This window comes from Pseudonocardia tropica (assembly GCF_040105315.1).
Taxonomy (GTDB): Bacteria; Actinomycetota; Actinomycetes; order Mycobacteriales; family Pseudonocardiaceae; genus Pseudonocardia; species Pseudonocardia alni.
The window spans coordinates 252,962-273,175 of sequence record NZ_JBEDNP010000001.1 but is presented as its reverse complement, the minus strand read 5'-3'; the positions used below and the strand labels follow the sequence as shown (position 1 = coordinate 273,175).

Genomic DNA, 20,214 nt, shown 5'->3' with positions numbered 1-20,214 from the left:
TCACACGCTCGCGCGTGCCCCGCGGACCTCAGGCGGGGTCGCGCAGCTCGCTCACCAGCGGGACCTCCAGCACCCGGTCCGAGGACATCCACTCGCGCAGGGCGCGGGTGGCCAGCACGTCGTCGGTGTTGTAGCCGAGCAGCCGCTCCCGCTGGACCGGGTCGGGCTCGCCGCCGTCGAGCGCGACGGCGTCGCGGTACCAGCGCATGGAGTTCTCCCCACCCGCCTCCGGGTCCCGCCAGGAGAACCCGGCGGCGGGAGCGATCTTCTTCAGCCCCTTGCCCTGCGAGCACAGGAACCAGGTGGAGACCACGCCGTAGAGGTCCACCCAGCACGGGTCCGCGACGAACGCACGCACCTCGGCCTCGGTCGGTATCCCGGGCATCCCGGCGAACCGCTGCGCCGAGGCGATCATCCAGCGGTTCTCGGCCTGCTCGTTGTAGCAGTAGGCGGCGAACGTGCGCCCGGACGCGAGCGTGGCGGCGCGCAGGCCCGCGAACCACGTCCAGAACTCCCCGAACGAGCGGCCCTCGTCGCGGGTGGGCAGCGGGTCCCAGGTCGCGAACGCCCGGTAGCCGGGCTCCGGGTCCCCGTCACGGGCACCGCCGGGCAGCGTCAGCAGCGCACCCCACAGGTAGGCGCCCGACTCGCCGAAGCTCTCCATGTCGACGTCGACCTCGACGTCGGCGCGGGTGACCGGCACCCGCGGCACCCGGCGGGCGACGGCGAGGCCCTGGCGGCGCGCACGGGCCAGCGCCACGAGGTCGGTGAACGGCGGCCCGGGCAGCGGGCCGGTCAGCTCGGCGGGCGGGTCCGCCGGGTCCAGCGCGGCCAGCCCCGCGACGGTCGCGACGCCCGACTCCCGCAGCAGCCGCGCCGTCTCGCCGTGGGCGACCAGGCTGACGTCGTCGACCTGCTCCAGCTCGGCCTCGCACGTCGGCCACCAGGGGCAGCGGCGGCACTCGGTGATCCGCGACGGCGCCGCGAGCGCGGGACCGTCGGTCGCCGCGGCCCGGGCGACGGCGGCCCGGTCGGTGAACCGTGCGTCGTACTCCTCCAGCGTGGACCGGCCGCCGGGCCAGTGCCCGGCCCGCAGGTCGTGCCAGACGACCACGTCGGCGTCGAGCCCGATCACCCCGCCGAGCCGCGGGGCCGACTCCGGCGGCGCCCAGCCCGCGGCCTCCAGCAACCGGGTGAGCTGGGCCAGGGCCAGCAGGTCGCGCGGCTGGGAGCGGACCTTGCGGTCCGGGTCGTGCCGGGCGCGCTGCGGCCACGGGTCGGTGACGGCGGTGGTGCGCGCGCCCTCACCCGGATCGGTGATCCGGCGACGCACGACGAGCAGCGGGACGTAGCCCCCGGTGGGCGTGCGCACGAGCAGCTCCGCGGTGCCGCGCCGGTCGCCGTCGACGGGCAGCACCGCACCCCAGACCAGCGGCGCACCGGCCGCGACGAGCTCGGCCGTGCGCTCCGCCCGGGCCGCCCGCGGACCGGCGCCGGTCCCGGCGGGCCCGGCCGCGCCGTCCGGCCAGGTGCTCGCCCAGTCCGCACCCCAGGTGCGCGCGAGCAGCTCGCCGATCCGCACCCGGTGCGCCCCCGCGTCGGCCCGGCGCTGCTCGATCGCCGGATCCGGCAGCGCCCGCGGCCGCTCCGCCGCCGACGGGTCGTGGTCCAGGTGCACCCGGCGGCGGCACCCGCTCAGCGCCGCCGCGTCCAGCAGGACACGGGGTGCGGTACGGGGTCCGGTCGAGGTGCTCACGGCTCCCGAGGGTAGAGACCACCCCCGACAGGACCGGATCCGCGTAACACCCCGTTCCCCCACCCGGGTGGTGTCGGTCCTGCGCATGCGGTGGGCGGGGCCCTAGGCTGCGTCGACACGGCGATCATCTGCCGAGCCGACCCGGGAGGACACGACATGGGACTGCTGCGCAGGAAGCCGAGCGCGGGCGAGCGCGCCGCGGCGGCGACCAGGGAGGCGGCGGTCGACGCGTCGGAACGGGTGCAGTCGGCCACGGTCCAGACCCTCGAGTACACCCGCGAGACCGCCGACAAGGCCGCCGAGAAGCTGCACCAGCGCGCGGTGAAGGCCCGGAAGAAGGCCGAGGCGGCGTCCCGGCGGGCGGAGAAGGCCGGCCGACGGGCCGCGCGCAGCACCCGTCGCGCCGTCGGGGAGGGCACCGCCACCGCGAACAGCCTGCTGAGTTCGGCCGACCTCAAGGCCCGCTCGGCCGACCGGAAGGTCGCCAGGGCCGCCGCGAAGGCCGACGCCGGGGCCCGCAAGGCCGAGGCGAAAGCCGCGCGCGCCGCGGAGAAGGGCCGGCTCAAGAGCGAGACGCTGGCCGCGAAGCAGGCCGAGCGCGACCGCGTCGCCCGCGAGTGGAACGCCAAGAAGGTGCAGCGCTACCTGGGCGTCGCCAAGATCCTCGCGCCGCTGCTGGCGCCGTACGCGATGGCCGCGGCCGGGTCGCTGCGCCACCGCCTCGACGACCACCGCTCCCGGCGCCTCGGCGTGTCCCCGGACGAGCTGGGCGGCTACTCCGGCCCCGGCGGCCGGCTGCACGCACGGCTGTCCCGGATCGCGCGCACCATCACCGAGCTGCGCGAGGACGGGACCGTCGAACGCGACCAGGCCGCGAAGCGGTTCGCCGACGAGACCGAACCGCGGCTGCACGACCTCGCCGCCGCCGTCCGGGCCGCGGAGAACATGCCGGCCGCCCGCCGCAAGGCCGCCTACCGCACGGTGTCGGCCGACCTGGACCGCATCGAGGTCCGGCTGCTCGACCACCTGGGCGTCCGCTCCTGACCCTCCGCCCGGGGCCCGGGGCCCGGGCCCGGGCGGGTACTCATGGAGCTTCGGTCCGGTGCCGCCGGACCAAAGCTCCATGAGTACACCGGGGCGGGGCGGGGCGGGGCGGGCCGCGGTGTCGGTGCGCGCTACGCGCGGTAGGTCTCCAGCAGCCGCAGCCACACCTCGCTGATCGTGGGGAACGCGGGCACGGCGTGCCACAGCCGGGCCAGCGGCACCTCACCGACCACGGCGATCGTCGCCGCGTGCAGCAGCTCGGCGACCCCGGGTCCGACGAAGGTGACCCCGAGCAGCACCTCGCGATGCGGGTCGACGACGGCGACCACCCGGCCGGACCAGTCGTCCGCGGTGAGCGAGGACCCGGCGACGGCGATGTCCATGTCGACCACCCGCACGTCGAGCCCCTCGGCGCGGGCGGCCGCCGCGGTCCGACCCACCCAGGCGACCTCGGGGTCGGTGAACACGACCTGCGGCACGGCGTGGTGGTCGGCGGTCGCCGCGTCCTCGCCCCAGGCCGCGTCGTCGAGCGGGCGGCCCGCGGCGCGTGCGGCGATCGCGTGCGCGGCGATCCGGGCCTGGTACTTGCCCTGGTGGGTGAGCGGGGCGCGCCCGTTGACGTCGCCGACGGCGTAGAGCCAGTCCCCCGCGGCCAGCCCCGAGTCGTCGACCACGACCTCCCCGCGCCCGCCGGGGGCCACGCCCACCGAGTCCAGGTCCAGCCCGTCGGTGGCCGGACGGCGCCCGGTCGCGACGAGCAGCCGGTCCACCTCGACCTCGTCACCGCCGCCGCGCAGCACCGTCGCGTCCCCGTTCCGGCGCACCTCGTCCAGGCCGGTACCCAGCCGCAGGTCGACGCCGGCCTCCCGCAGCCCGGCCGCGACCCGCTCGGAGGCCTGCGGCTCGGCGCCCGGAAGCACCCGGTCGCCGTGGTTGAACAGCGTGACCTGCGCGCCCAGCCGGGCGTGGGCCAGCGCCATCTCGCAGCCGACGACACCGCCGCCGAGCACCCCGAGCCGGCGCGGGACCTCCCTCACCGAGGTCGCCTCGCGCGAGCCCCAGTACTCGACCGTGTCCAGCCCCGTGACGTCCGGGACGACCGGCACACTGCCGGTCGCGACGACGACGGCGTGGCGCGCGGTCACCACGGTCTCGGTGCCGTCGGCCGCGGTCACGATGACGCGCTTCTCCCCGGCCAGCCGGCCCCGCCCGCGCAGCACGGCCGCGCCGGCGCCCTCGGCCCACCGCACCTGGCCGCTGTCGTCCCAGTCGGAGGTGAACGTCGTGCGGCGTTCGAGGACCTTCGCCGGGTCGAACTCGGCCCGCACCCCGGGCAGCCGCCGGGCGTCCGCGACGGCCTGCGGGGTGCGCAGCAGCGCCTTCGACGGGATGCACGCCCAGTACGAGCACTCCCCGCCGAGGAGCTCGGCCTCCACCAGCGCCGCGGACAGGCCGGCGTCCACCGCGTAGCCCGCGGCGTTCTCACCGACCGGGCCCGCTCCGATCACGACGACGTCGTAGCTCTGCTCGCTCATGGCACCGACCTTCCCGCAGGAGGGCCGTGTCATGTCACCCCGGTGCCGTCACCCCAGCGCGGTGACGGCGTCGCCCAGCTCGGTCTCGCCGCTGCGCAGCTCCAGCGTCGTGCCGGCCGTGCCCGGCGCGACCAGCAGCGCGGCGACGGCCGCGGCGGAGTCGTCGCGGGTCACCTCGCCGTACTCCACCGGCGGCGGGGCCAGGGTGACGCGACCGGTGCCCGGGTCGTTCGTGAGCTTCCCGGGGCGCAGGATCGTCGCGTCGAGCCGCGTGTCGGCGCGGATCGCGTCCTCGGCGGCCTTCTTCGCGCGGATGTAGGCGGCCCACACCTCGCCGCGCTCGGGATCGGGCTCGGCGTCCACCCCGGGCGAGGAGACCAGCAGGTAGCGGCGGACCCCCGCCGCGGCGGCCGCGTCGGCGAGCAGGGTGGCGCCGTCCCGGTCCACGGTCTCCTTGCGCGCGACGCCGCTGTCCGGCCCGGCCCCCGCCGCGAAGACGACGGCGTCGGCGCCGGTCAGGTGCCCCGCGAGGTCCGCGGCGGAGATCGTCTCCAGGTCCGCCACGACCGGGCTCGCCCCGGTGGCCGCCACGTCGTCGACGTGGTCGGGGTTGCGCACGATCGAGCGCACCGTGTGCCCCTGCCCCGTGAGCAGTGTGGACAGTCGCAGCGCGATCTGTCCGTGTCCTCCGGCGATCACCACGTCCATGCGGCCACGCTAGGCCGGACGACCGCTCACCGCCTGTTCGGCTTGAGCGTCCAGACGATCGTCATCGCCCCGGTCTGCACGCCGTCGGCGTCGGTCAGGGTGACGTCGACCGAGAACTCCGGGCGGGTGCCGGCGTCGAGCTCGGCGAGGACGTCCGCGGCCGGACGGGTGAGCACGGCCTCGGCGCGCAGGTCGCCCCGGGCCAGCTTGAGGTAGCGGATCTCGGACCGGACGACCAGCGGCACGGCCCGGTCCCCGGCCGAGGCGAACGCGGCCAGGCCGACCGCACCGGAGGCGGTCTCGCCCAGGCCGAACATGACCGCGGCGTGCGGCCCGCCGACATGGTTGTGCTGGTCGGACCGGTCGGGGAGGAACGCCTCGACCCGGTCGGTCGTGATCGCCCCGAAGGTGATCCCGGCGGTGCCCACCCACGGCACGGCCTGCGTCATCGCGTCGGCCACCCAGCTCGCGTCATCAGCCATGACCAGACCCTACTCGGCAGTAACCTGTCAGGAAAGCGACGCCCGTTTCCTCACGATTCTCGCCGAACGAGAACGAACCCACTTGTCCGTCGTGCACAACGGGGTTGAGATCGGTGTGACAACAGGCACACCAAGTCCCACCACCACGATGCGCAACGCCGCGCGTCCGAGGCTCGGAGGTACCGCCAGTGAAGGCCGTGCGGGTGCACGCGTACAAGCAGGACCCCCAGATCGACGACATCGAAGAACCGACGATTCAGGGTCCGCTCGACGTCATCGTCAAGATCGGCGGTGCCGGCGTGTGCCGCACCGACCTCCACATCATCGACGGGGACTGGGCCGACATCCAGAACCCCGACCTGCCCTACGTCATCGGGCACGAGAACGCGGGCTGGGTGCACGCGGTCGGCGACGGCGTCACCAACGTGAAGGTCGGCGACACCGTCATCCTGCACCCGCAGCCGTCGTGCGGGCTGTGCACCATGTGCCGCTACGGGCGCGACATGCAGTGCACCGGCGACGCGTTCTTCCCCGGCCTGTCGAACAACGACGGCGGCATGGCGGAGTACCTGCGCACGACCGCGCGGTCCTGCGTGAAGCTCAACCCCGACACGAACCCGGCCGACGTCGCCGCGCTGGCCGACGCGGGCATCACCGCCTACCACGCGGTCCGCAAGGCGGTGCCGTTCCTGTACCCGGGCACCACGGCGGTCGTGCAGGGCGCGGGCGGGCTCGGCCACATCGGCATCCAGGCGCTCGCCGCGCTCACCGCCACCAAGATCATCGTCGTCGACAAGAACCCGGACGCGCTCGCGCTGGCCAAGCAGATCGGCGCGGAGGAGACCGTGGTCGCCGACGGAAACCAGGTCGAGGCCGTCCAGGAGCTCACCGGCGGTGGCGCGACGGTGGTCTTCGACTTCGTCGCCGAGCAGGGCGCGGAGAACGACGCCTGGGCGATGACCGGCCCGGCCGGCTACAACTTCGTCCTCGGCTACGGCGGCAACCTCTCCGCCCCCACGCTGGACTTCGTCGCCGGCGAGAAGAACATCATCGGCAACATCGTCGGCACCTACAACGACCTCGCCGAGCTCATGGTCCTGGCCCAGGCCGGGAAGGTCACCCTGCACACCGTCCAGTACAAGCTCGACCAGGCGCTGGAGGCCCTGCACGACCTGGACGCGGGCAAGGTCCGCGGCCGGGCGATCCTCGTTCCGTGACTCAGTCATACGTACGTACAGGACGAACGTTCTTTCCCTGACCCACCACCGATCAGCAGAGCTGCTGACGCAGGAGGAACCACATGTACGAGAAGGACGGCGAGAAGTACTTCATCGTCGACTCCCACAGCCACTTCTGGGACGCCTCCCGGGAGAACTGGGTCGAGGGTCGCGAGCAGTACGCCAAGGGCTGGATCGACTGCTTCTACGGCTACCACCAGCTCGGCCCGCCCGAGACCCACTGGGACTGGGAGCACTACCTCAAGGTCTCGCAGGACGACTTCGAGCGCGACGTCTTCATCGAGGGCCACGTCGACCACGTGGTCTTCCAGTCGACGTACCTCAAGGAGTGGTACAAGAACGGCTTCAACACCGCCGACCAGAACGCGGCGCTGCTGGAGAAGTGGGGCGACCGGATCATCGTCAACGGGCGTTTCGACCCGCGTGACGGCGACGAGGGCATGAAGCAGTTCGAGGCGGACTGCGCGAAGTACAAGCACAAGGGCGTGAAGCTCTACACCGCGGAGTGGAACGGCAGCTCCCGCGGCTTCAAGCTCACCGACCCGGAGTGCTACCGCTTCCTGGAGCGGGCCCAGGAGCTGGGCATCAAGAACGTGCACGTCCACAAGGGCCCGACGATCTGGCCGCTGGACAAGGACGCGTTCGACGTCGCCGACGTCGACCACGCGGCCACCGACTTCCAGGGCCTGAACTTCATCGTCGAGCACGTCGGCCTGCCGCGCATCGAGGACTTCTGCTTCATGGCGGTGCAGGAGCCCAACGTCTACGCCGGTCTGTCGGTCGTCGTCGGTGGCCTGATGCACGCCCGCCCGAAGTTCTTCGCCAAGGTGATGGGCGAGCTGCTGTTCTGGGTCGGCGAGGACAAGATGACCTTCGGCAGCGACTACAACATCTGGACGCCGAAGTGGCAGGTCGAGGGCCTGGTCGACTGGCAGATGCCCGACGACGACCAGTTCGCCGACTACCCGCGCCTCACCACCGCGTCGAAGAAGAAGATCCTCGGCCTCAACGCGGCGAAGCTCTACGACCTGGAGGTCCCGGCCGACTGCCGGCTGCCCGACACCACGGCCGACGAGCCCATGGCCCCGGGCGAGGAGCTCGTCGACAACAAGGCCGGGGCGCAGGCGTGACCCCGCGGCCTGCTGAGAGCCCGCTCCGGCAGGCCGTGTGGTCCGCGCTGGGGACGGTGCTCGACCCGGAGCTGGACGAGCCGATCACCGAGCTCGACTTCGTCGAGTCGTGGTCGGTCTCGCCCGCCGGTGAGGTCGTCGTCGGGCTCCGGCTGCCGACGTTCTTCTGCGCTCCGAACTTCTCGTTCCTGATGGTCGCCGACGCCTACGACGCGGTGACCGCGGTACCGGGGGTGACGAGGGCGGAGGTGACGCTGGCCGACCACCACGCCTCCGACGAGATCAACGGTGGGGTCGCGGCGCACGCCGGGTTCGTCGAGTCCTTCGAGGGCTCGATCAACGGGCAGGCCGCGGCCGAGCTGGACGAGCTGCGCCACACGTTCCTGGCCAAGGCCGCGCTGGCCGGCCAGGACCGGGTGGCCCGCCCGCTCGTCGACGCCGGCCGGGGACCCGACGAGCTGGCCGGGCTGACGCTCGGCGAGCTGGTCGGGACCGAGGCCGACACCGAGGAGCTGACCCGGATGCGGACCCGCCGCAGGGCGATCGGCCTGCCCGCCGGCGACGACGCACCGCTGCTGGTCCACTCCGACGGCACCGCGGTGACCGTCGAGCAGGTCCCGCTGCACCTGCGTCGCGCGCGGTTGCAGCGGGTCGGGATCGAGACCAACGGGGAGTACTGCAAGGGCCTGCTGAAGATCCGCTACGAGACCGGGAGGACCGCCGCCACCGCCGGCCACTGACATCCGGCACGGCACCGACACGGGCCGCGTCCCCACACCGGGGGCGCGGCCCGCGTGCGTGCGCCCGCTCCCGCCCGCCGCCCGGCACTCATGGAGCGAAAGCACCGTGCCACCGGACCGAAGCTCCATGAGTGCGCCGCCGGGGGCGGGGCGCGGACTCAAACCGGGGCGGCGTCCAGGACGCGGACGGTGTCGACGAGGCGGTAGCCGTCGCCCTCGCGGAACGGCTCCAGGGCGCCGAGCAGGGCGGCCCGGACCGCGCCGGGGCCGGCGGCGCGGGCCGCGTGCCGCCCCGGACCGGAGGCCAGCACCCCGGCGACGAGGTCGTCGGCGTCGGCGTGGACGACCGGCACCCGCACGACCGCGACCTCCCGGACGGCCAGCCCGGCCGGCTCCGCGAGCCGGACCAGCCGTGCGGGATCGGTCAGCGGGGGCGCGCCGACGCCGCTGCGGTCCGGGCCGGGATTGTTCTGCGGGGGTGCGGGCGCGGCCCCGGTGAGGGGGGCGAGCGCCGCACCGATGACGGCGGCGTCGCACTCGTCGGGGGTGCCCCAGACCGTGGCCCGCACCGCGCCGCCCGGGGCGCAGACCCGGCCCGCCTCGCGCAGGGCCGACACCGGGTCGGTGAGGTGTTCGAGCACCTGCACCAGCACGACCAGGTCGAAGGCGGAGTCGGCGAAGGGGAGCTCGTGGGCGTCGGCGACCCGCAGGTCGGCCCCGGGCGCCGCCCGCTCGGCCGCGGCGAGCGCCCGGCGCTCGGCGTCGACGCCGGTGACGGCCAGCCCGGCGGCCGCCGCGTCGGCGAGCAGCCGGCCCGCGCCGCAGCCGACGTCGAGCAGTCGGGAGCCCGGCCCGGTCCCCGCCAGCACGCGGTCGGTCAGCGGGGAGGCGGCATCGGTGCTCACCGGGCAGACGCTAGCCCGGTCACCGCTTCGACGGGAGCGTCCCCACGACGGCGACGGCCTCGGCGACCCACCCGGCCAGCTCGTCGCCGTCGAGGTCGTCGACGTCGGGCTCGCCGGTCACCCACAGCCAGCCGGCCATCTCGCGGCCGCCCATCACCATCCGCTCGGTCCGCGGGCGCTCCAGCAGCTCCGCGGAGCGGTCCGCGGCCACCCGCACGAGCAGCCCGCCGCGCCCGCTCGCGGCGACGGCCATGTGCCCGTCGAGCAGGAAGGCGAGCCCGCCGAACATCTTCTTCTCGGTCACCGGCCGCCCCGCGAGCAGGCTGCGGAGGCGGGCGGCGAGACCCTCGTCGTAGGCCACCCGGCCGAGTATGGCCCTCAGCGGCCCCAGACGTCCTCGGCGACCGAGACGATCAGCTCCAGCTTGCGCTTCTGGTCGTCGACGGTGAGCTCGTTGCCCTCGACGGTGGAGGAGAACCCGCACTGCGGTGACAGGCACAGCTGGTCCAGCGGCACGTACCGCGCCGCCTCGTCGATCCGGCGCTTGAGTGCGTCCGGGTCCTCCAGCACCCCGGACTTGGTCGTGACCAGCCCGAGCACCACCTGCTTGCCCGCCGGGACGAACCGTAGCGGGGCGAACCCACCGGAGCGCTCGTCGTCGAACTCGCAGAAGAAGCCGTCGACGCCCAGCGTGCCGAACAGCGCCTCGGCGACGTGGTCGTAGCCGCCCTCCGCGGCCCACGAGGACCGGTAGTTGCCCCGGCACATGTGGGTGGTGACGTACATGTCCGACGGCCGGTCGGCGATCGCGGCGTTGATCTGGCGGATGTAGCGCAGGTGCTGGGTCTCCGGGTCGTCACCCTTCTCGGCCAGCTGCGCGCGGTGCGCCGGGTCGTTCAGGTAGGCCAGCGCGGTGTCGTCGAGCTGCAGGTAGCGGCAGCCGCGGTCGTACATCGCGTGGAGCTGGTCGGCGTAGGCGGCCGACAGGTCGGACCAGAAGTCCTCGACGTCGGGGTAGACCTCGGTGGAGATGACCGACCGGCCGCCGCGGGCGTAGACCATGCTCGGCGAGGGGATCGTGAGCTTGGGGGTCGCCGTGGTGACCTGCGCGGCCAGGTACTCGAATGCCGAGGCGAAGACGGGTTCGTCGAGGTGCACCCGGCTGTCGACGGCCATTCCCGCGGAGGTGAAGTTGTTCTGGCCCGCCGCGTTGCGCATCGCGACCTCGACCCGGCCGGAGGTCTTCGTGACGCCGCCGAGGGCGTGGATGAAGTCCATGTGCCAGGAGGTGCGGCGGAACTCGCCGTCGGTGGCCGAGCGCAGGCCGACCGACTCCTGCAGCGCGACGACGTCGGTGATCGCGGCGTCCTCGGCCGCGCGCAGGCCGGCGTCGTCGAGCTCGCCCGCGGCGTGCCGCTCCCGGGCGGCGAGCAGGGCGGGCGGCCGCAGGAGCGAGCCGACGTGGTCGGCCCGGAACGGCGGGACGGTGCGGACGAGCGACTCCACTGTCTTCTCCGGCATCGGGCGAACGTATCGCCGTGTCCGCATGTCCGCCGACGTCACTTCCGCAGAATGGAAGGTCTATCGCGCACGCCAGTGCGGGGACCGCTTCTCCCGGGCCGCGGCGGCACCCTCCGCCGCGTCCTCGGTGGTCGCGACGACCTTCCGCAGCGTCTCGCCGAAGCGGATCGCCTCGGTGGTGCCCATCTCCGGGCCGCGCACCGCCATCTCCTTGATGGCGCGCTGGGCCAGCGGCGCCCCCGCGGTGAGCCGCCGGGCGAGGTCGCGGGCGGCGTCGCCCAGCTCCTCGTGCGGCACGACCCACCCGGCGAGGCCGATCTCGTGCGCCCGCCGTGCGTCGATCGTCTCGCCGGTGAGCAGCAGCTCCATCGCGTACTGCCGGTCGATCATCCGGGGCAGCCGCAGCGCACCGACGATCGTCGGGACGCCCAACCGGGCCTCCGGGAAGGAGAAGGTGGCGCGGTCCGAGGCGATCACGAAGTCGCACCAGGTCAGCAGCGTGACGCCGTAGCCGACGGCGGGCCCGTTCACCGCGGCGACGATCGGCTTGAAGATCTCCCAGCCGCTCTCCAGCGAGTTCACCGTCGGCCGCTCGAAGAAGCTGCCCGGGAAGTCGCCCGCCGGGTTGCCGGTGGTCGAGCGCATGTCCGCCCCGGCGCAGAACGCCGGCCCCGCGCCGGTCACGATCGCGACCCACGCCTCGTCGTCGGTGCGGAAGCGGTCCCAGGCGGCGTTGATCGCGCGCCGCATGTCCCCGTCGATCGCGTTGCGCCGGTCCGGGCGGTCGTAGGTGATCGTCACGACGTGCCCGTCGCGTTCGTAGCGCACCCCGTCGGCCATCGGACCATCCTGGCGGGCTCAGCCGGACGCGGCGACCCCCGGCGCCGCGGCCAGGTGCCGGGCCAGCGGCACCGCGGCCTCGCGCACCGCGCGTTCGAGCTCCCAGCGGCGCCCGGTGAAGTCCGCCCGGCTGACGACGACCGACAGCGCGGCCCCGCCGCCCGGGTGCGGCACCGCGACCGCGAGCCCGGCCCGGCCGCGGGCGTGCTCCTCCACCTCCACCGCGACCCCCGCCGAGCGGACCCGCAGCAGGTCGCGGTCGAGCAGCCGCCGGTCGGTGAGGGTGTGCGGGGTCAGCGGTGCCAGCGGCCCGTGTCCGACGCCGAGGACGTCGGCCAGCCGTCCGGCGTCGAGCCCGGCGAGCAGTGCCTTGCCCGGTGCGGTCGCGTGCGCGGGCAGCGGCTCCCCGGTCACCTCGCCCGGCCCCGGGTGCGCCGCACAGGTCTCGGTGTGGGCGACGACGACGTCGTCGGACCGCAGCACGGCCAGCACCACCGCCGCGCGGGCCGTGGTGTGCAGCTCGGCGAGCACCTCCCGGGCCGGGGCGGGCGGCACGATCGGGTCGGTCATCCCCCGGTACAGCCCGACGACGCGGTAGCCCAGCCCGTATCCGCGCACGGCGTGCAGGCGGACCAGGTAGCCCTCCTCGACGAGCGTCCCCAGCAACCGGTACGCCGTCGGCAACGGCAGCTCCAGCCGCCGGGCGAGGGCCTTGGCGCTGACCCCGTCGCCCGCCTCGGCGACCGCCTCGAGGACCCGCAGCGCTCGGCGCAGCACCGCTCCCGCGCCGTCGCCGACCATCCGCCTAGTGTCGCTGCGGGACCGAGGGCACGCCAGGACCGGGAGGACGACATGGCAGGGGCGTTCCGGCCCGTCGACCGGGCGGGGCTCGCGGCGCACCTGGCCGAACGCGCCGGGGAGCCGTCCGGGCGGGTGCGCGTGCTCGTCGACGGCGCCCCGCCCGCGGCCCCGCTGGAGCTCGCCCGGGCGGTCGCGGAGCGGCTGCGGTCCGGCGGCCGACCGGCCCTGGCGGTCGACGCCGACGACTTCCTGCGACCGGCCTCGGTGCGCCTGGAACTCGGGCGCACCGACCCGGACATGTTCCTCGACGGCTGGCTGGACGAGCCCGCGCTGCGCCGCGAGGTCCTCGCCCCGATGGGACCCGACGGCAGCGGTCGGGTGCTGCCCCGGCTGCGCGACACGGTGCGCGACCGCGCCTACCGCGACGAGCCGGTGCCGCTCGGGCCGGACGGGGTGGTGCTGCTCGCCGGCGGGCGGCTGCTGGGCCGGGGCCTGGCCGCCGAGCTGACCGTGCACCTGCGCGTCGGCGGGGCTGCGCTGCGCCGCCTGCTGCCCCCCGACGACGCCTGGACGGCCGCCGCGTACGCCCGCTACGAGAGCGAGGGCGACCCCGGTTCGTTCGCCGATGTGCTCGTGATGGCCGACCATCCCGACCGCCCGGCGCTGCGGGACGCCTGATCGGCGCACGGCGTCCGGGCACGGAGCGTGGCCGGAACCGGGGACAACGACAAGCGAGACCGGATCGGGCTACACCCGGAACCGATCTCGCGATGGCGGTGGTGACCGCCGGAGGGGGAGAATCCCCGATGAGGGGAGGTGGTGGGCGAGGAGGGAGTTGAACCCTCACGTCCTTTCGGACACACGGACCTGAACCGTGCGCGTCTGCCATTCCGCCACTCGCCCGAGCGACGCGAGAAAGTTAGCACCCCGCTCGGCAGCCGTTCGCAGGGGGGTCCCCTGCCCGTCGATCACCAGCTGGGGGGGCCGCGGCGGTCGGGACACCGGGATGCGCCGTGGCGCCGGGCCGGGTACATCGGAGGGGAGCACGTCGGTGGCACTGCGGGGCCGGTCGCCCGCTCGTGCCGGGCCCCGCCGTGCCCGGCGGATAACACAGATACGATCGGTCGCACATCACCGACACGCCGATGCGGATGGAGGAGATCTTTTGGGCCGCGTGGACCGCTTCGAGCGCCGACTTCAGGGGTTCGTGGGCGACGCCTTCGCGCGGGTCTTCGGGGGCAGTGTCGTCCCACAGGAAGTCGCACAGGCACTGCTGAGGGAAGCCGAGGACAACGTCGAGCAGCTCGCCGGAGGTCGCCAGCTGGCGCCCAACCGGTACACCGTTCTGCTCAGCCCCAGCGATCTCGACCGGATGGCGGGCGACGAGGACGGGGTCGTCCGATCCCTCTCGTCGCACGTGGCGAAGGAACTCACCGACCAGGGCTGGGACACCTACGGTGAGGTCGTAGTCTTTCTGGAGCGCTCCGAGGCGCTGCACACGGGACAATTCCGCACCCGCTCCGCTGTCGACCCCGACGCTTCCCGTCGGGCCGCCAACCGAGCACGCACCGCAGGAGAAGCACCCATGAGCCAGCAACCGGGCCACCCCGAGGAGAACGGGCAGTACGGATACGACCGGGGCGCACCCGGCGGGTACGGCCAGCAGACCTACGCGCCTCAGGGGTACGACCAGGAGCAGCAGGGCGGCTACGGCCAGCAGCAGCAGGGCGGGTACGACCAGTACGGGCAGCAGCAGGGCGGCTACGGCCAGCCCGGCTACGACCAGTACGGCCAGCCCCAGCAGGGCTACGGCCAGCAGCAGCCCGGGTACGACCAGCAGCAGCCCGGCTACGACCAGTACGGGCAGCAGCAGGGTTACGGCCAGCAGCAGGGCTACGGCCAGCCCCAGCAGGGCGGGTACGACCAGTACGGCCAGCAGGGCTACGGCCAGCCCCAGCAGGGCGGCTACCCCCAGCAGGGCTACGAGCAGGGCTACGACGGCTACGGCCAGCCCCAGCAGGGTGGCTACGGCCAGCCCCAGGGCTACGCCCAGCCCGGCTACCCGCAGCAGGGTGGCTACGAGCAGGGCTACGACGGCGGCTACGGCCAGCAGCAGGGCTACGCCCAGCCGGGCTACCAGCAGGGCGGCTACGACCAGGGCTACGACGGCCAGGGTTACGGCGGCCAGGGTGGCTGGGGCGCTCCGGCGCAGCTGACCGCGATGCTGATCCTGGACGACGGGTCGAACCGCAACTACCAGCTGGCCGAGGGCACCCACGTCATCGGCCGCGGTCAGGACTCCCAGTTCCGGCTCCCGGACACCGGCGTGTCCCGCCGGCACCTGGAGGTCACCTGGGACGGCCAGGTCGCGACCCTGAACGACCTGGGCTCGACCAACGGCACCACGGTGAACAACTCCCCGGTGCAGTCCTGCCAGCTGACCGACGGCGACGTGATCCGCGTGGGCCACTCCAGCCTGGTGTTCCGCACCCAGGGCTGAGCCACACCCGCGGAGCGGACCGCGCAGCGACAGCGGTGCGTCCCCGCCCGCCCGGTGATCCACCGGGCGGGCGGAGCGTGCAGGAACACGAGAAGGGCGAGTAGGACGACGTGCCGGAACTGGTACTGCAACTGACCCGGGGCGGCTTCCTCGCCCTCCTGTGGCTGTTCGTCCTGCTCGCGCTCCAGGTGGTCCGCTCCGACCTCTACGCCGCGTCCGGTCTCCGCACGGCCGCACCCGGCCGCGCGGGCGGGGGCCGGGCCGCCAGGGTCCGCGGCGGTGGCCGCGGCAAGGTGGCCCGCCAGCTGCTCGTCACCCAGGGCCCGCTGGCCGGCAGCCGCATCACGCTCGACTCCCGGCCGATCCTCATCGGCCGCGCCGACGACTCGACCCTCAAGCTCGACGACGACTACGCCTCCACCCGGCACGCCCGCATCTCGCAGCAGGGCGACGACTGGTACGTCGAGGATCTCGGGTCGACGAACGGCACCTATCTGGAACGTAATAAGGTCACCGGGCCCACCCGGGTCCCGCTGGGGACACCGGTCCGCATCGGCAAGACGGTGATCGAGCTGCGATCGTGACGGACACGGACCGACCATGAGGTACCGACCGTGAGCCCCGTGCGACCGACCGCTCCCCCGGTGCCGCGGCCGTCCGACCGGTCCCGCGGCGCGGGATCCGCCCGACGTGCCCCGACCGAAGCCGGAGCCGCCCCGTGACACTGGTGCTGCGCTACTCGGCCCGCAGTGACCGCGGACTGGTCCGGCAGAACAACCAGGACGCCGTCTACGCGGGCCCCCGCCTGCTCGCCCTCGCCGACGGCATGGGCGGCCACGCCGCGGGCGAGGTCGCCTCGTCCCTGGTGATCTCCGCACTGGCCCCGCTCGACGACGACGTGCCCGGCGACGATCTGCTCGCCGAGCTGCGCGAGGCGACCCACGACGGCAACGAGGCGATCTCCCGCCACGTCGCCGAGGCCCCCGACCTCGAGGGCATGGGCACCACGCTGACCGCGATCCTGTTCGCGGGCTCGCGCCTGGGCATGGTCCACGTCGGCGACTCGCGCTGCTACCTGCTGCGCGACGGCGAGTTCGCCCAGATCACGAAGGACGACACGTTCGTCCAGTCGCTGATCGACGAGGGCCGGATCACCGAGGAGGAGGCGCACACGCACCCGCAGCGGTCGCTGCTGCTGCGCGCCATCACCGGGCAGGACGTCGACCCGTCGCTGTCGATCCGCGAGGCCCGCGCCGGGGACCGCTTCCTGCTGTGCTCCGACGGCCTGTCCGGCCCGGTCAGCGACGAGACGCTGCACGACACGCTGACCGACTACGCCGACCCGCGCGAGTGCGCCGACCGCATGATCGAGCTGGCGCTGCGCGGCGGCGGGCCGGACAACATCACCTGCATCGTCGCCGACGTGGTGGACGTCGACTACGCAGACGACGCCCCGATCATCGGGGGCTCCGCGGGCCGCAACCCGCGCGCCGGCGACGGCGACTACCGCCACGACGAGCGGACCCCGCACTCCTCGGCGCAGCGCGCCGCGGCCACCACGCTGCCCCGCACCGAGCCGGTGCGGCTGGAGCCCGCCGCCGCGGAGGAGCCGCGGCGCCGGCGCGGCCTGCGCCCGGTGCTCGCACTGCTGGGCGTGCTCGTGGTGCTCGTGGCGGGTGTGTTCGTCGCCCGGGCGCTCGTGCTGCAGCAGTACTACGTGGCCGTCGACCAGAACCAGGTCGCGATCTACCAGGGTGTGCGCGGCAACGTGCTCGGTGTCCCGTTGCAGCGGGTGGCCGAGTCCACCGACATCGGCCTCGACGACCTGCCGCAGGCGGTCCGCAGCCAGGTCACCGACGGCATCGTCTCCGACGAGGGCGAGACCGGCGCCCGGGAGACCGTCGACCGGCTGCGGGAGCGCATGCTCCCGCTCTGCTCCACGCTGAACCCGCCGCAGCCGCCCGCGGTCGTCCAGGTGCCCGGCGCCCCGCCGGTGACGACGACCCCGCTGCCGACCGCGACCCCCGAGCCGGGCCGGAACTGCCGGCTCGACGGCTGATGGCCACGGGCAGCTCCGCTGCGGAGCCGACCACGCCCACCGGCCGCGGCATCGAGCTGCTGATGCTGGGCCTGGCCGCCGTGCTCACCACCGGTGCGCTGGTGCTGGTGGAGGCGAACCAGGAGCAGTCGCTGACGACCGACCTGCTGTGGGTGGGTCTGGCGTACCTCGTGCTGTTCGCGGGTGCGCACGTGGCGGTGCGCTTCCTGGCGCCCTACGCCGACCCGCTGATCCTGCCGTCGGTCGCGCTGCTCAACGGCATCGGCCTGGTGATGATCCACCGGCTCGACCTGGCGAAGGCCGCCCGCGCGGAGGCCACCGGGAGCCCGGTGCCGAGCGGGCTGATCGGCGCCCAGATCACCTGGACCGTCGCGGGCCTGGTGTTGTTCGCCCTGGTGCTGTTCTTCGTCCGGGACCACCGCACACTGGCCCGCTACGGCTACACCGCGGGCTTCGTCGGCCTGGTCTTCCTGGCGATCCCGGCGTTCCTGCCGTCGTCGGTCTCCGAGGTCAACGGGGCCAAGCTGTGGATCCGCATCCCGGGTGGCCCCGGCATCCAGCCCGGCGAGTTCTCCAAGATCCTCCTGATCATCTTCTTCGCGGCCTACCTGGTCCAGAAGCGCAACCTGCTCTCCACCGCGGGTCGTCGCTTCCTGGGCATGGAGCTGCCCCGCGCCCGTGACCTGGCACCGCTGCTCGTCGCCTGGGGGCTCTCGGTCGGCGTGCTCGTGCTCCAGCGCGACCTCGGCAGCTCGCTGCTGATCTTCGGCCTGGTCCTGGTCCTGCTCTACACCGCGACCGAACGCGTGTCGTGGATGGTGATCGGGCTGCTGGCGTTCTCCGGCGGTGCCGTCGTCGCCTACAACCTGTTCGACCACGTCCAGACCCGCGTGCGGATCTGGCTGGACCCGTTCGCCGACTTCAGCGGCGGCGGCTACCAGCTCGCGCAGGCGTTGTTCGGGCTCGGCACCGGCGGCGTCGGCGGGACCGGGCTGGGTGCCGGACGGCCGGACATCGTGCCCTTCGCCGAGTCCGACTTCATCTTCTCCTCGCTCGGCGAGGAGCTCGGGCTGATCGGGCTGGCCGCGATCCTGCTGGTCTACCTGGTGCTCATCACCCGCGGGCTGCGGTCGGCGCTGGCCGTGCGCGACTCCTACGGCAAGCTGCTCGCGACCGGGCTGTCGTTCTCGGTGGCGCTGCAGATCTTCGTCGTCATCGGCGGGGTGACGAAGCTGATCCCGCTGACCGGTCTGACGCTGCCGTTCCTGTCCTACGGCGGCTCGTCGCTGCTGGCGAACTACGTGCTGGTGGCGATCCTGCTGCGGATCTCGCACGTGGCCAGGGCACCGCTGCCCGTCCGGCCCGCGAAGCCGCGGGCGCCGATCGCCGAGGCCAGCACCGAGCTCGTCCAGCGTCCCGGGACGGGCCGTTCGGACACCCGTGACGACAACCGCACCGACACCGCCGCCCAGAGGAGCGAGACGTGAACCGCCCGGTCCGCCGCGTGGCACTCGCCGTGATGGTGATGATCGTGGTCCTGCTCGGCAACATCACCTACGTGCAGGTGGTCATGGCCGGCCAGTACCGGGACGACTCCCGCAACCAGCGCTCGCAGATCGACGAGTACTCGCGTCAGCGCGGCCAGATCGTCGCCGGCGGGCAGGTCCTCGCGCAGAGCGTCGAGAGCGACGGCCGGCTGCGGTTCGCCCGCCAGTACCCGCAGGGCGAGATGTTCGCGCCGGTCACCGGCTTCCTGTCGACCGTGTACGGCAAGACCGCACTCGAACGGTCCACCGACGAGGTGCTCAACGGCACCGACGACCGGCTGTTCGTGCGCAGGCTGTCGGACCTCATCACCGGCCGGGACCCGGCGGGCGGCAACGTGGTGACCACCATCGACCCCGAGGTGCAGCGCGCCGCCTACGACGGGCTGGCCTCCCGCGGGTACACCGGCGCCGCCGTCGCGCTGGTGCCGCAGACCGGCGAGATCCTGGCGATGGCCTCGACGCCGTCGTTCGACCCGAACCCGCTGGCCTCGCCGAACCCGGCGCAGCAGCAGGAGGCGTGGAAGCGCTACGGCGCCGACGACCCGGGCCCGATGACCAACCGGGCGATCAACGAGATCGAGCCGCCCGGCTCGACGTTCAAGCTCGTCACCACCGCGGCCGCCCTGCAGAACGGCTACACCCCGGACAGCCAGCTCACGGCCGCCCGCAACATCCAGCTGGCCGACTCCACCACCACTCTGGAGAACTACAACGGTTCGGCCTGCGGCGGCGGGGCGACGGCGTCGCTGCGCGAGGCGCTGGCGCGCTCCTGCAACACCGCGTTCGCCCAGCTCGGCGGCGAGCTCGGCCCGGACAAGCTCCGCGCCCAGGCCGAGGCGTTCGGCATCGGCCGCACCGACCTGCAGATCCCGATGCCCGTCACGGCGTCGCAGGTCGGCCCGATGTCCGACACCCCCTCGACCCAGCAGTCCGCGATCGGGCAGCGCGACGTCCGGCTGACCCCCATGCAGCTGGCGATGATCGGCGCCTCGATCGCCAACGGCGGCCAGACGATGGCCCCGCACCTGGTCAGGGAGATCCAGAGCCAGACCCTGGACGTCGTCGACACCACCGACCCGGACCGGATGTCGCGGGCGATGCCGGCCGACGTGGCCCGCACGATGACCGACCTGATGCTCGGCTCGGAGGACCGGACCTCGGGCGGCGGCAAGATCACCGGCGTCCAGATCGCGTCGAAGACCGGTACCGCCGAGCACGGCACCGACCCGAAGAACACCCCGCCGCACGCCTGGTACGTGGCGTTCGCGCCGGCCGACGACCCCAAGGTCGCGGTGGCGGTGCTCGTCGAGAACGGCGGCGACCGGGCGCTGGAGGCGACCGGTGGCTCGGTCGCGGCCCCGATCGGGCGGGCCGTGATCGCCGAGGCGCTGCGGGACGCCCAGTGAGC

At 73.8% G+C, this 20,214-nt stretch carries 19 protein-coding genes and 1 tRNA gene; 10 read left to right on the top strand and 10 right to left on the bottom strand.

What is annotated here, in order from left to right; genetic code table 11:
- Positions 1-28: 28 nt before the first annotated feature.
- Entirely contained in the window at positions 29-1,756 is a 1,728-nt protein-coding gene (locus WHI96_RS01320) for a TM0106 family RecB-like putative nuclease (protein ID WP_345648015.1), read from the bottom strand.
- 156 nt (positions 1,757-1,912) lie between these two features.
- Between WHI96_RS01320 and WHI96_RS01315 the strand changes: the two genes are divergently transcribed.
- Positions 1,913-2,800: a DUF6474 family protein gene (locus WHI96_RS01315; RefSeq protein ID WP_345648012.1), complete on the top strand. Its 888-nt coding sequence runs from the start codon at positions 1,913-1,915 to the stop codon at positions 2,798-2,800.
- A 131-nt stretch (positions 2,801-2,931) separates the two neighbouring features.
- Here the strand turns inward: WHI96_RS01315 and WHI96_RS01310 are convergent, their stop codons facing one another.
- The 3 genes from WHI96_RS01310 to WHI96_RS01300 are packed head-to-tail and all read right to left on the bottom strand — an operon-like array spanning position 2,932 to position 5,525.
- The gene (locus tag WHI96_RS01310) at positions 2,932-4,335 is read right to left on the bottom strand and encodes a dihydrolipoyl dehydrogenase family protein (protein WP_345648009.1); all 1,404 of its coding nucleotides are present in this window, start codon (positions 4,333-4,335) and stop codon (positions 2,932-2,934) included.
- A gap of 48 nt (positions 4,336-4,383) precedes the next feature.
- Complete coding sequence (locus tag WHI96_RS01305) at positions 4,384-5,043, bottom strand: NAD(P)H-binding protein (RefSeq protein ID WP_345648006.1); 660 nt, start codon at positions 5,041-5,043, stop codon at positions 4,384-4,386.
- 26 nt (positions 5,044-5,069) lie between these two features.
- Positions 5,070-5,525, bottom strand: a complete 456-nt coding sequence (locus WHI96_RS01300; protein WP_345648004.1) for a DUF4442 domain-containing protein — start codon at positions 5,523-5,525, stop codon at positions 5,070-5,072.
- A gap of 188 nt (positions 5,526-5,713) precedes the next feature.
- On the opposite strand from WHI96_RS01300, the gene WHI96_RS01295 reads away from it, so the two are divergent.
- The 3 genes from WHI96_RS01295 to WHI96_RS01285 all read left to right on the top strand — a co-directional run bounded on the left by WHI96_RS01295 (position 5,714) and on the right by WHI96_RS01285 (position 8,633).
- On the top strand, positions 5,714-6,742 hold the full coding sequence (locus WHI96_RS01295) for an NAD(P)-dependent alcohol dehydrogenase (RefSeq protein WP_345648002.1): 1,029 nt from the start codon (positions 5,714-5,716) through the stop codon (positions 6,740-6,742).
- 83 nt (positions 6,743-6,825) lie between these two features.
- The gene (locus tag WHI96_RS01290; protein ID WP_345647999.1) at positions 6,826-7,893 is read left to right on the top strand and encodes an amidohydrolase family protein; all 1,068 of its coding nucleotides are present in this window, start codon (positions 6,826-6,828) and stop codon (positions 7,891-7,893) included.
- A 35-nt stretch (positions 7,894-7,928) separates the two neighbouring features.
- Positions 7,929-8,633 carry an iron-sulfur cluster assembly protein gene (locus tag WHI96_RS01285; RefSeq protein WP_345647997.1) on the top strand — a complete coding sequence of 235 codons (705 nt, stop codon included), beginning with the start codon at positions 7,929-7,931 and terminating at the stop codon, positions 8,631-8,633.
- Positions 8,634-8,791: 158 nt separating this feature from the next.
- Here the strand turns inward: WHI96_RS01285 and WHI96_RS01280 are convergent, their stop codons facing one another.
- The 5 genes from WHI96_RS01280 to WHI96_RS01260 are packed head-to-tail and all read right to left on the bottom strand — an operon-like array spanning position 8,792 to position 12,700.
- Positions 8,792-9,538 (bottom strand): class I SAM-dependent methyltransferase, encoded by a 747-nt coding sequence (locus WHI96_RS01280; RefSeq protein WP_345647994.1) that lies wholly within the window; start codon positions 9,536-9,538, stop codon positions 8,792-8,794.
- Between the two features lie 19 nt (positions 9,539-9,557).
- Complete coding sequence (locus tag WHI96_RS01275; RefSeq protein WP_345647991.1) at positions 9,558-9,899, bottom strand: TfoX/Sxy family protein; 342 nt, start codon at positions 9,897-9,899, stop codon at positions 9,558-9,560.
- A gap of 17 nt (positions 9,900-9,916) precedes the next feature.
- Positions 9,917-11,059: a 5-methyltetrahydropteroyltriglutamate--homocysteine S-methyltransferase gene (locus tag WHI96_RS01270; RefSeq protein ID WP_345647988.1), complete on the bottom strand. Its 1,143-nt coding sequence runs from the start codon at positions 11,057-11,059 to the stop codon at positions 9,917-9,919.
- A gap of 60 nt (positions 11,060-11,119) precedes the next feature.
- Positions 11,120-11,899: an enoyl-CoA hydratase/isomerase family protein gene (locus tag WHI96_RS01265; protein ID WP_345647986.1), complete on the bottom strand. Its 780-nt coding sequence runs from the start codon at positions 11,897-11,899 to the stop codon at positions 11,120-11,122.
- An 18-nt stretch (positions 11,900-11,917) separates the two neighbouring features.
- A complete protein-coding gene (locus WHI96_RS01260) occupies positions 11,918-12,700 on the bottom strand; it encodes an IclR family transcriptional regulator (protein WP_345647983.1) in 783 nt (260 codons plus the stop codon).
- Between the two features lie 51 nt (positions 12,701-12,751).
- Here WHI96_RS01260 and WHI96_RS01255 point away from each other — a divergent pair, with 51 nt between their 5' ends.
- Complete coding sequence (locus tag WHI96_RS01255; RefSeq protein WP_345647980.1) at positions 12,752-13,378, top strand: nucleoside/nucleotide kinase family protein; 627 nt, start codon at positions 12,752-12,754, stop codon at positions 13,376-13,378.
- A gap of 139 nt (positions 13,379-13,517) precedes the next feature.
- Here the strand turns inward: WHI96_RS01255 and WHI96_RS01250 are convergent.
- Positions 13,518-13,603: transfer RNA gene (locus WHI96_RS01250), tRNA-Leu, on the bottom strand.
- A gap of 262 nt (positions 13,604-13,865) precedes the next feature.
- On the opposite strand from WHI96_RS01250, the gene WHI96_RS01245 reads away from it, so the two are divergent.
- From WHI96_RS01245 to WHI96_RS01225, 5 genes are all read left to right on the top strand, one after another.
- Positions 13,866-15,200 (top strand): FHA domain-containing protein, encoded by a 1,335-nt coding sequence (locus WHI96_RS01245; RefSeq protein WP_345647977.1) that lies wholly within the window; start codon positions 13,866-13,868, stop codon positions 15,198-15,200.
- Positions 15,201-15,310: 110 nt separating this feature from the next.
- Complete coding sequence (locus tag WHI96_RS01240) at positions 15,311-15,784, top strand: FHA domain-containing protein FhaB/FipA (protein WP_062399103.1); 474 nt, start codon at positions 15,311-15,313, stop codon at positions 15,782-15,784.
- Between the two features lie 134 nt (positions 15,785-15,918).
- A complete protein-coding gene (locus WHI96_RS01235; protein WP_062399101.1) occupies positions 15,919-17,259 on the top strand; it encodes a PP2C family protein-serine/threonine phosphatase in 1,341 nt (446 codons plus the stop codon).
- Entirely contained in the window at positions 17,259-18,746 is a 1,488-nt protein-coding gene (locus WHI96_RS01230; RefSeq protein ID WP_345647972.1) for an FtsW/RodA/SpoVE family cell cycle protein, read from the top strand. Before WHI96_RS01235 ends, WHI96_RS01230 begins: the two co-directional genes overlap by 1 nt.
- Positions 18,743-20,212, top strand: a complete 1,470-nt coding sequence (locus tag WHI96_RS01225; protein WP_345647969.1) for a peptidoglycan D,D-transpeptidase FtsI family protein — start codon at positions 18,743-18,745, stop codon at positions 20,210-20,212. The genes WHI96_RS01230 and WHI96_RS01225 overlap by 4 nt, the downstream gene beginning before the upstream one ends.
- The last annotated feature ends 2 nt before the right edge of the window (positions 20,213-20,214 follow it).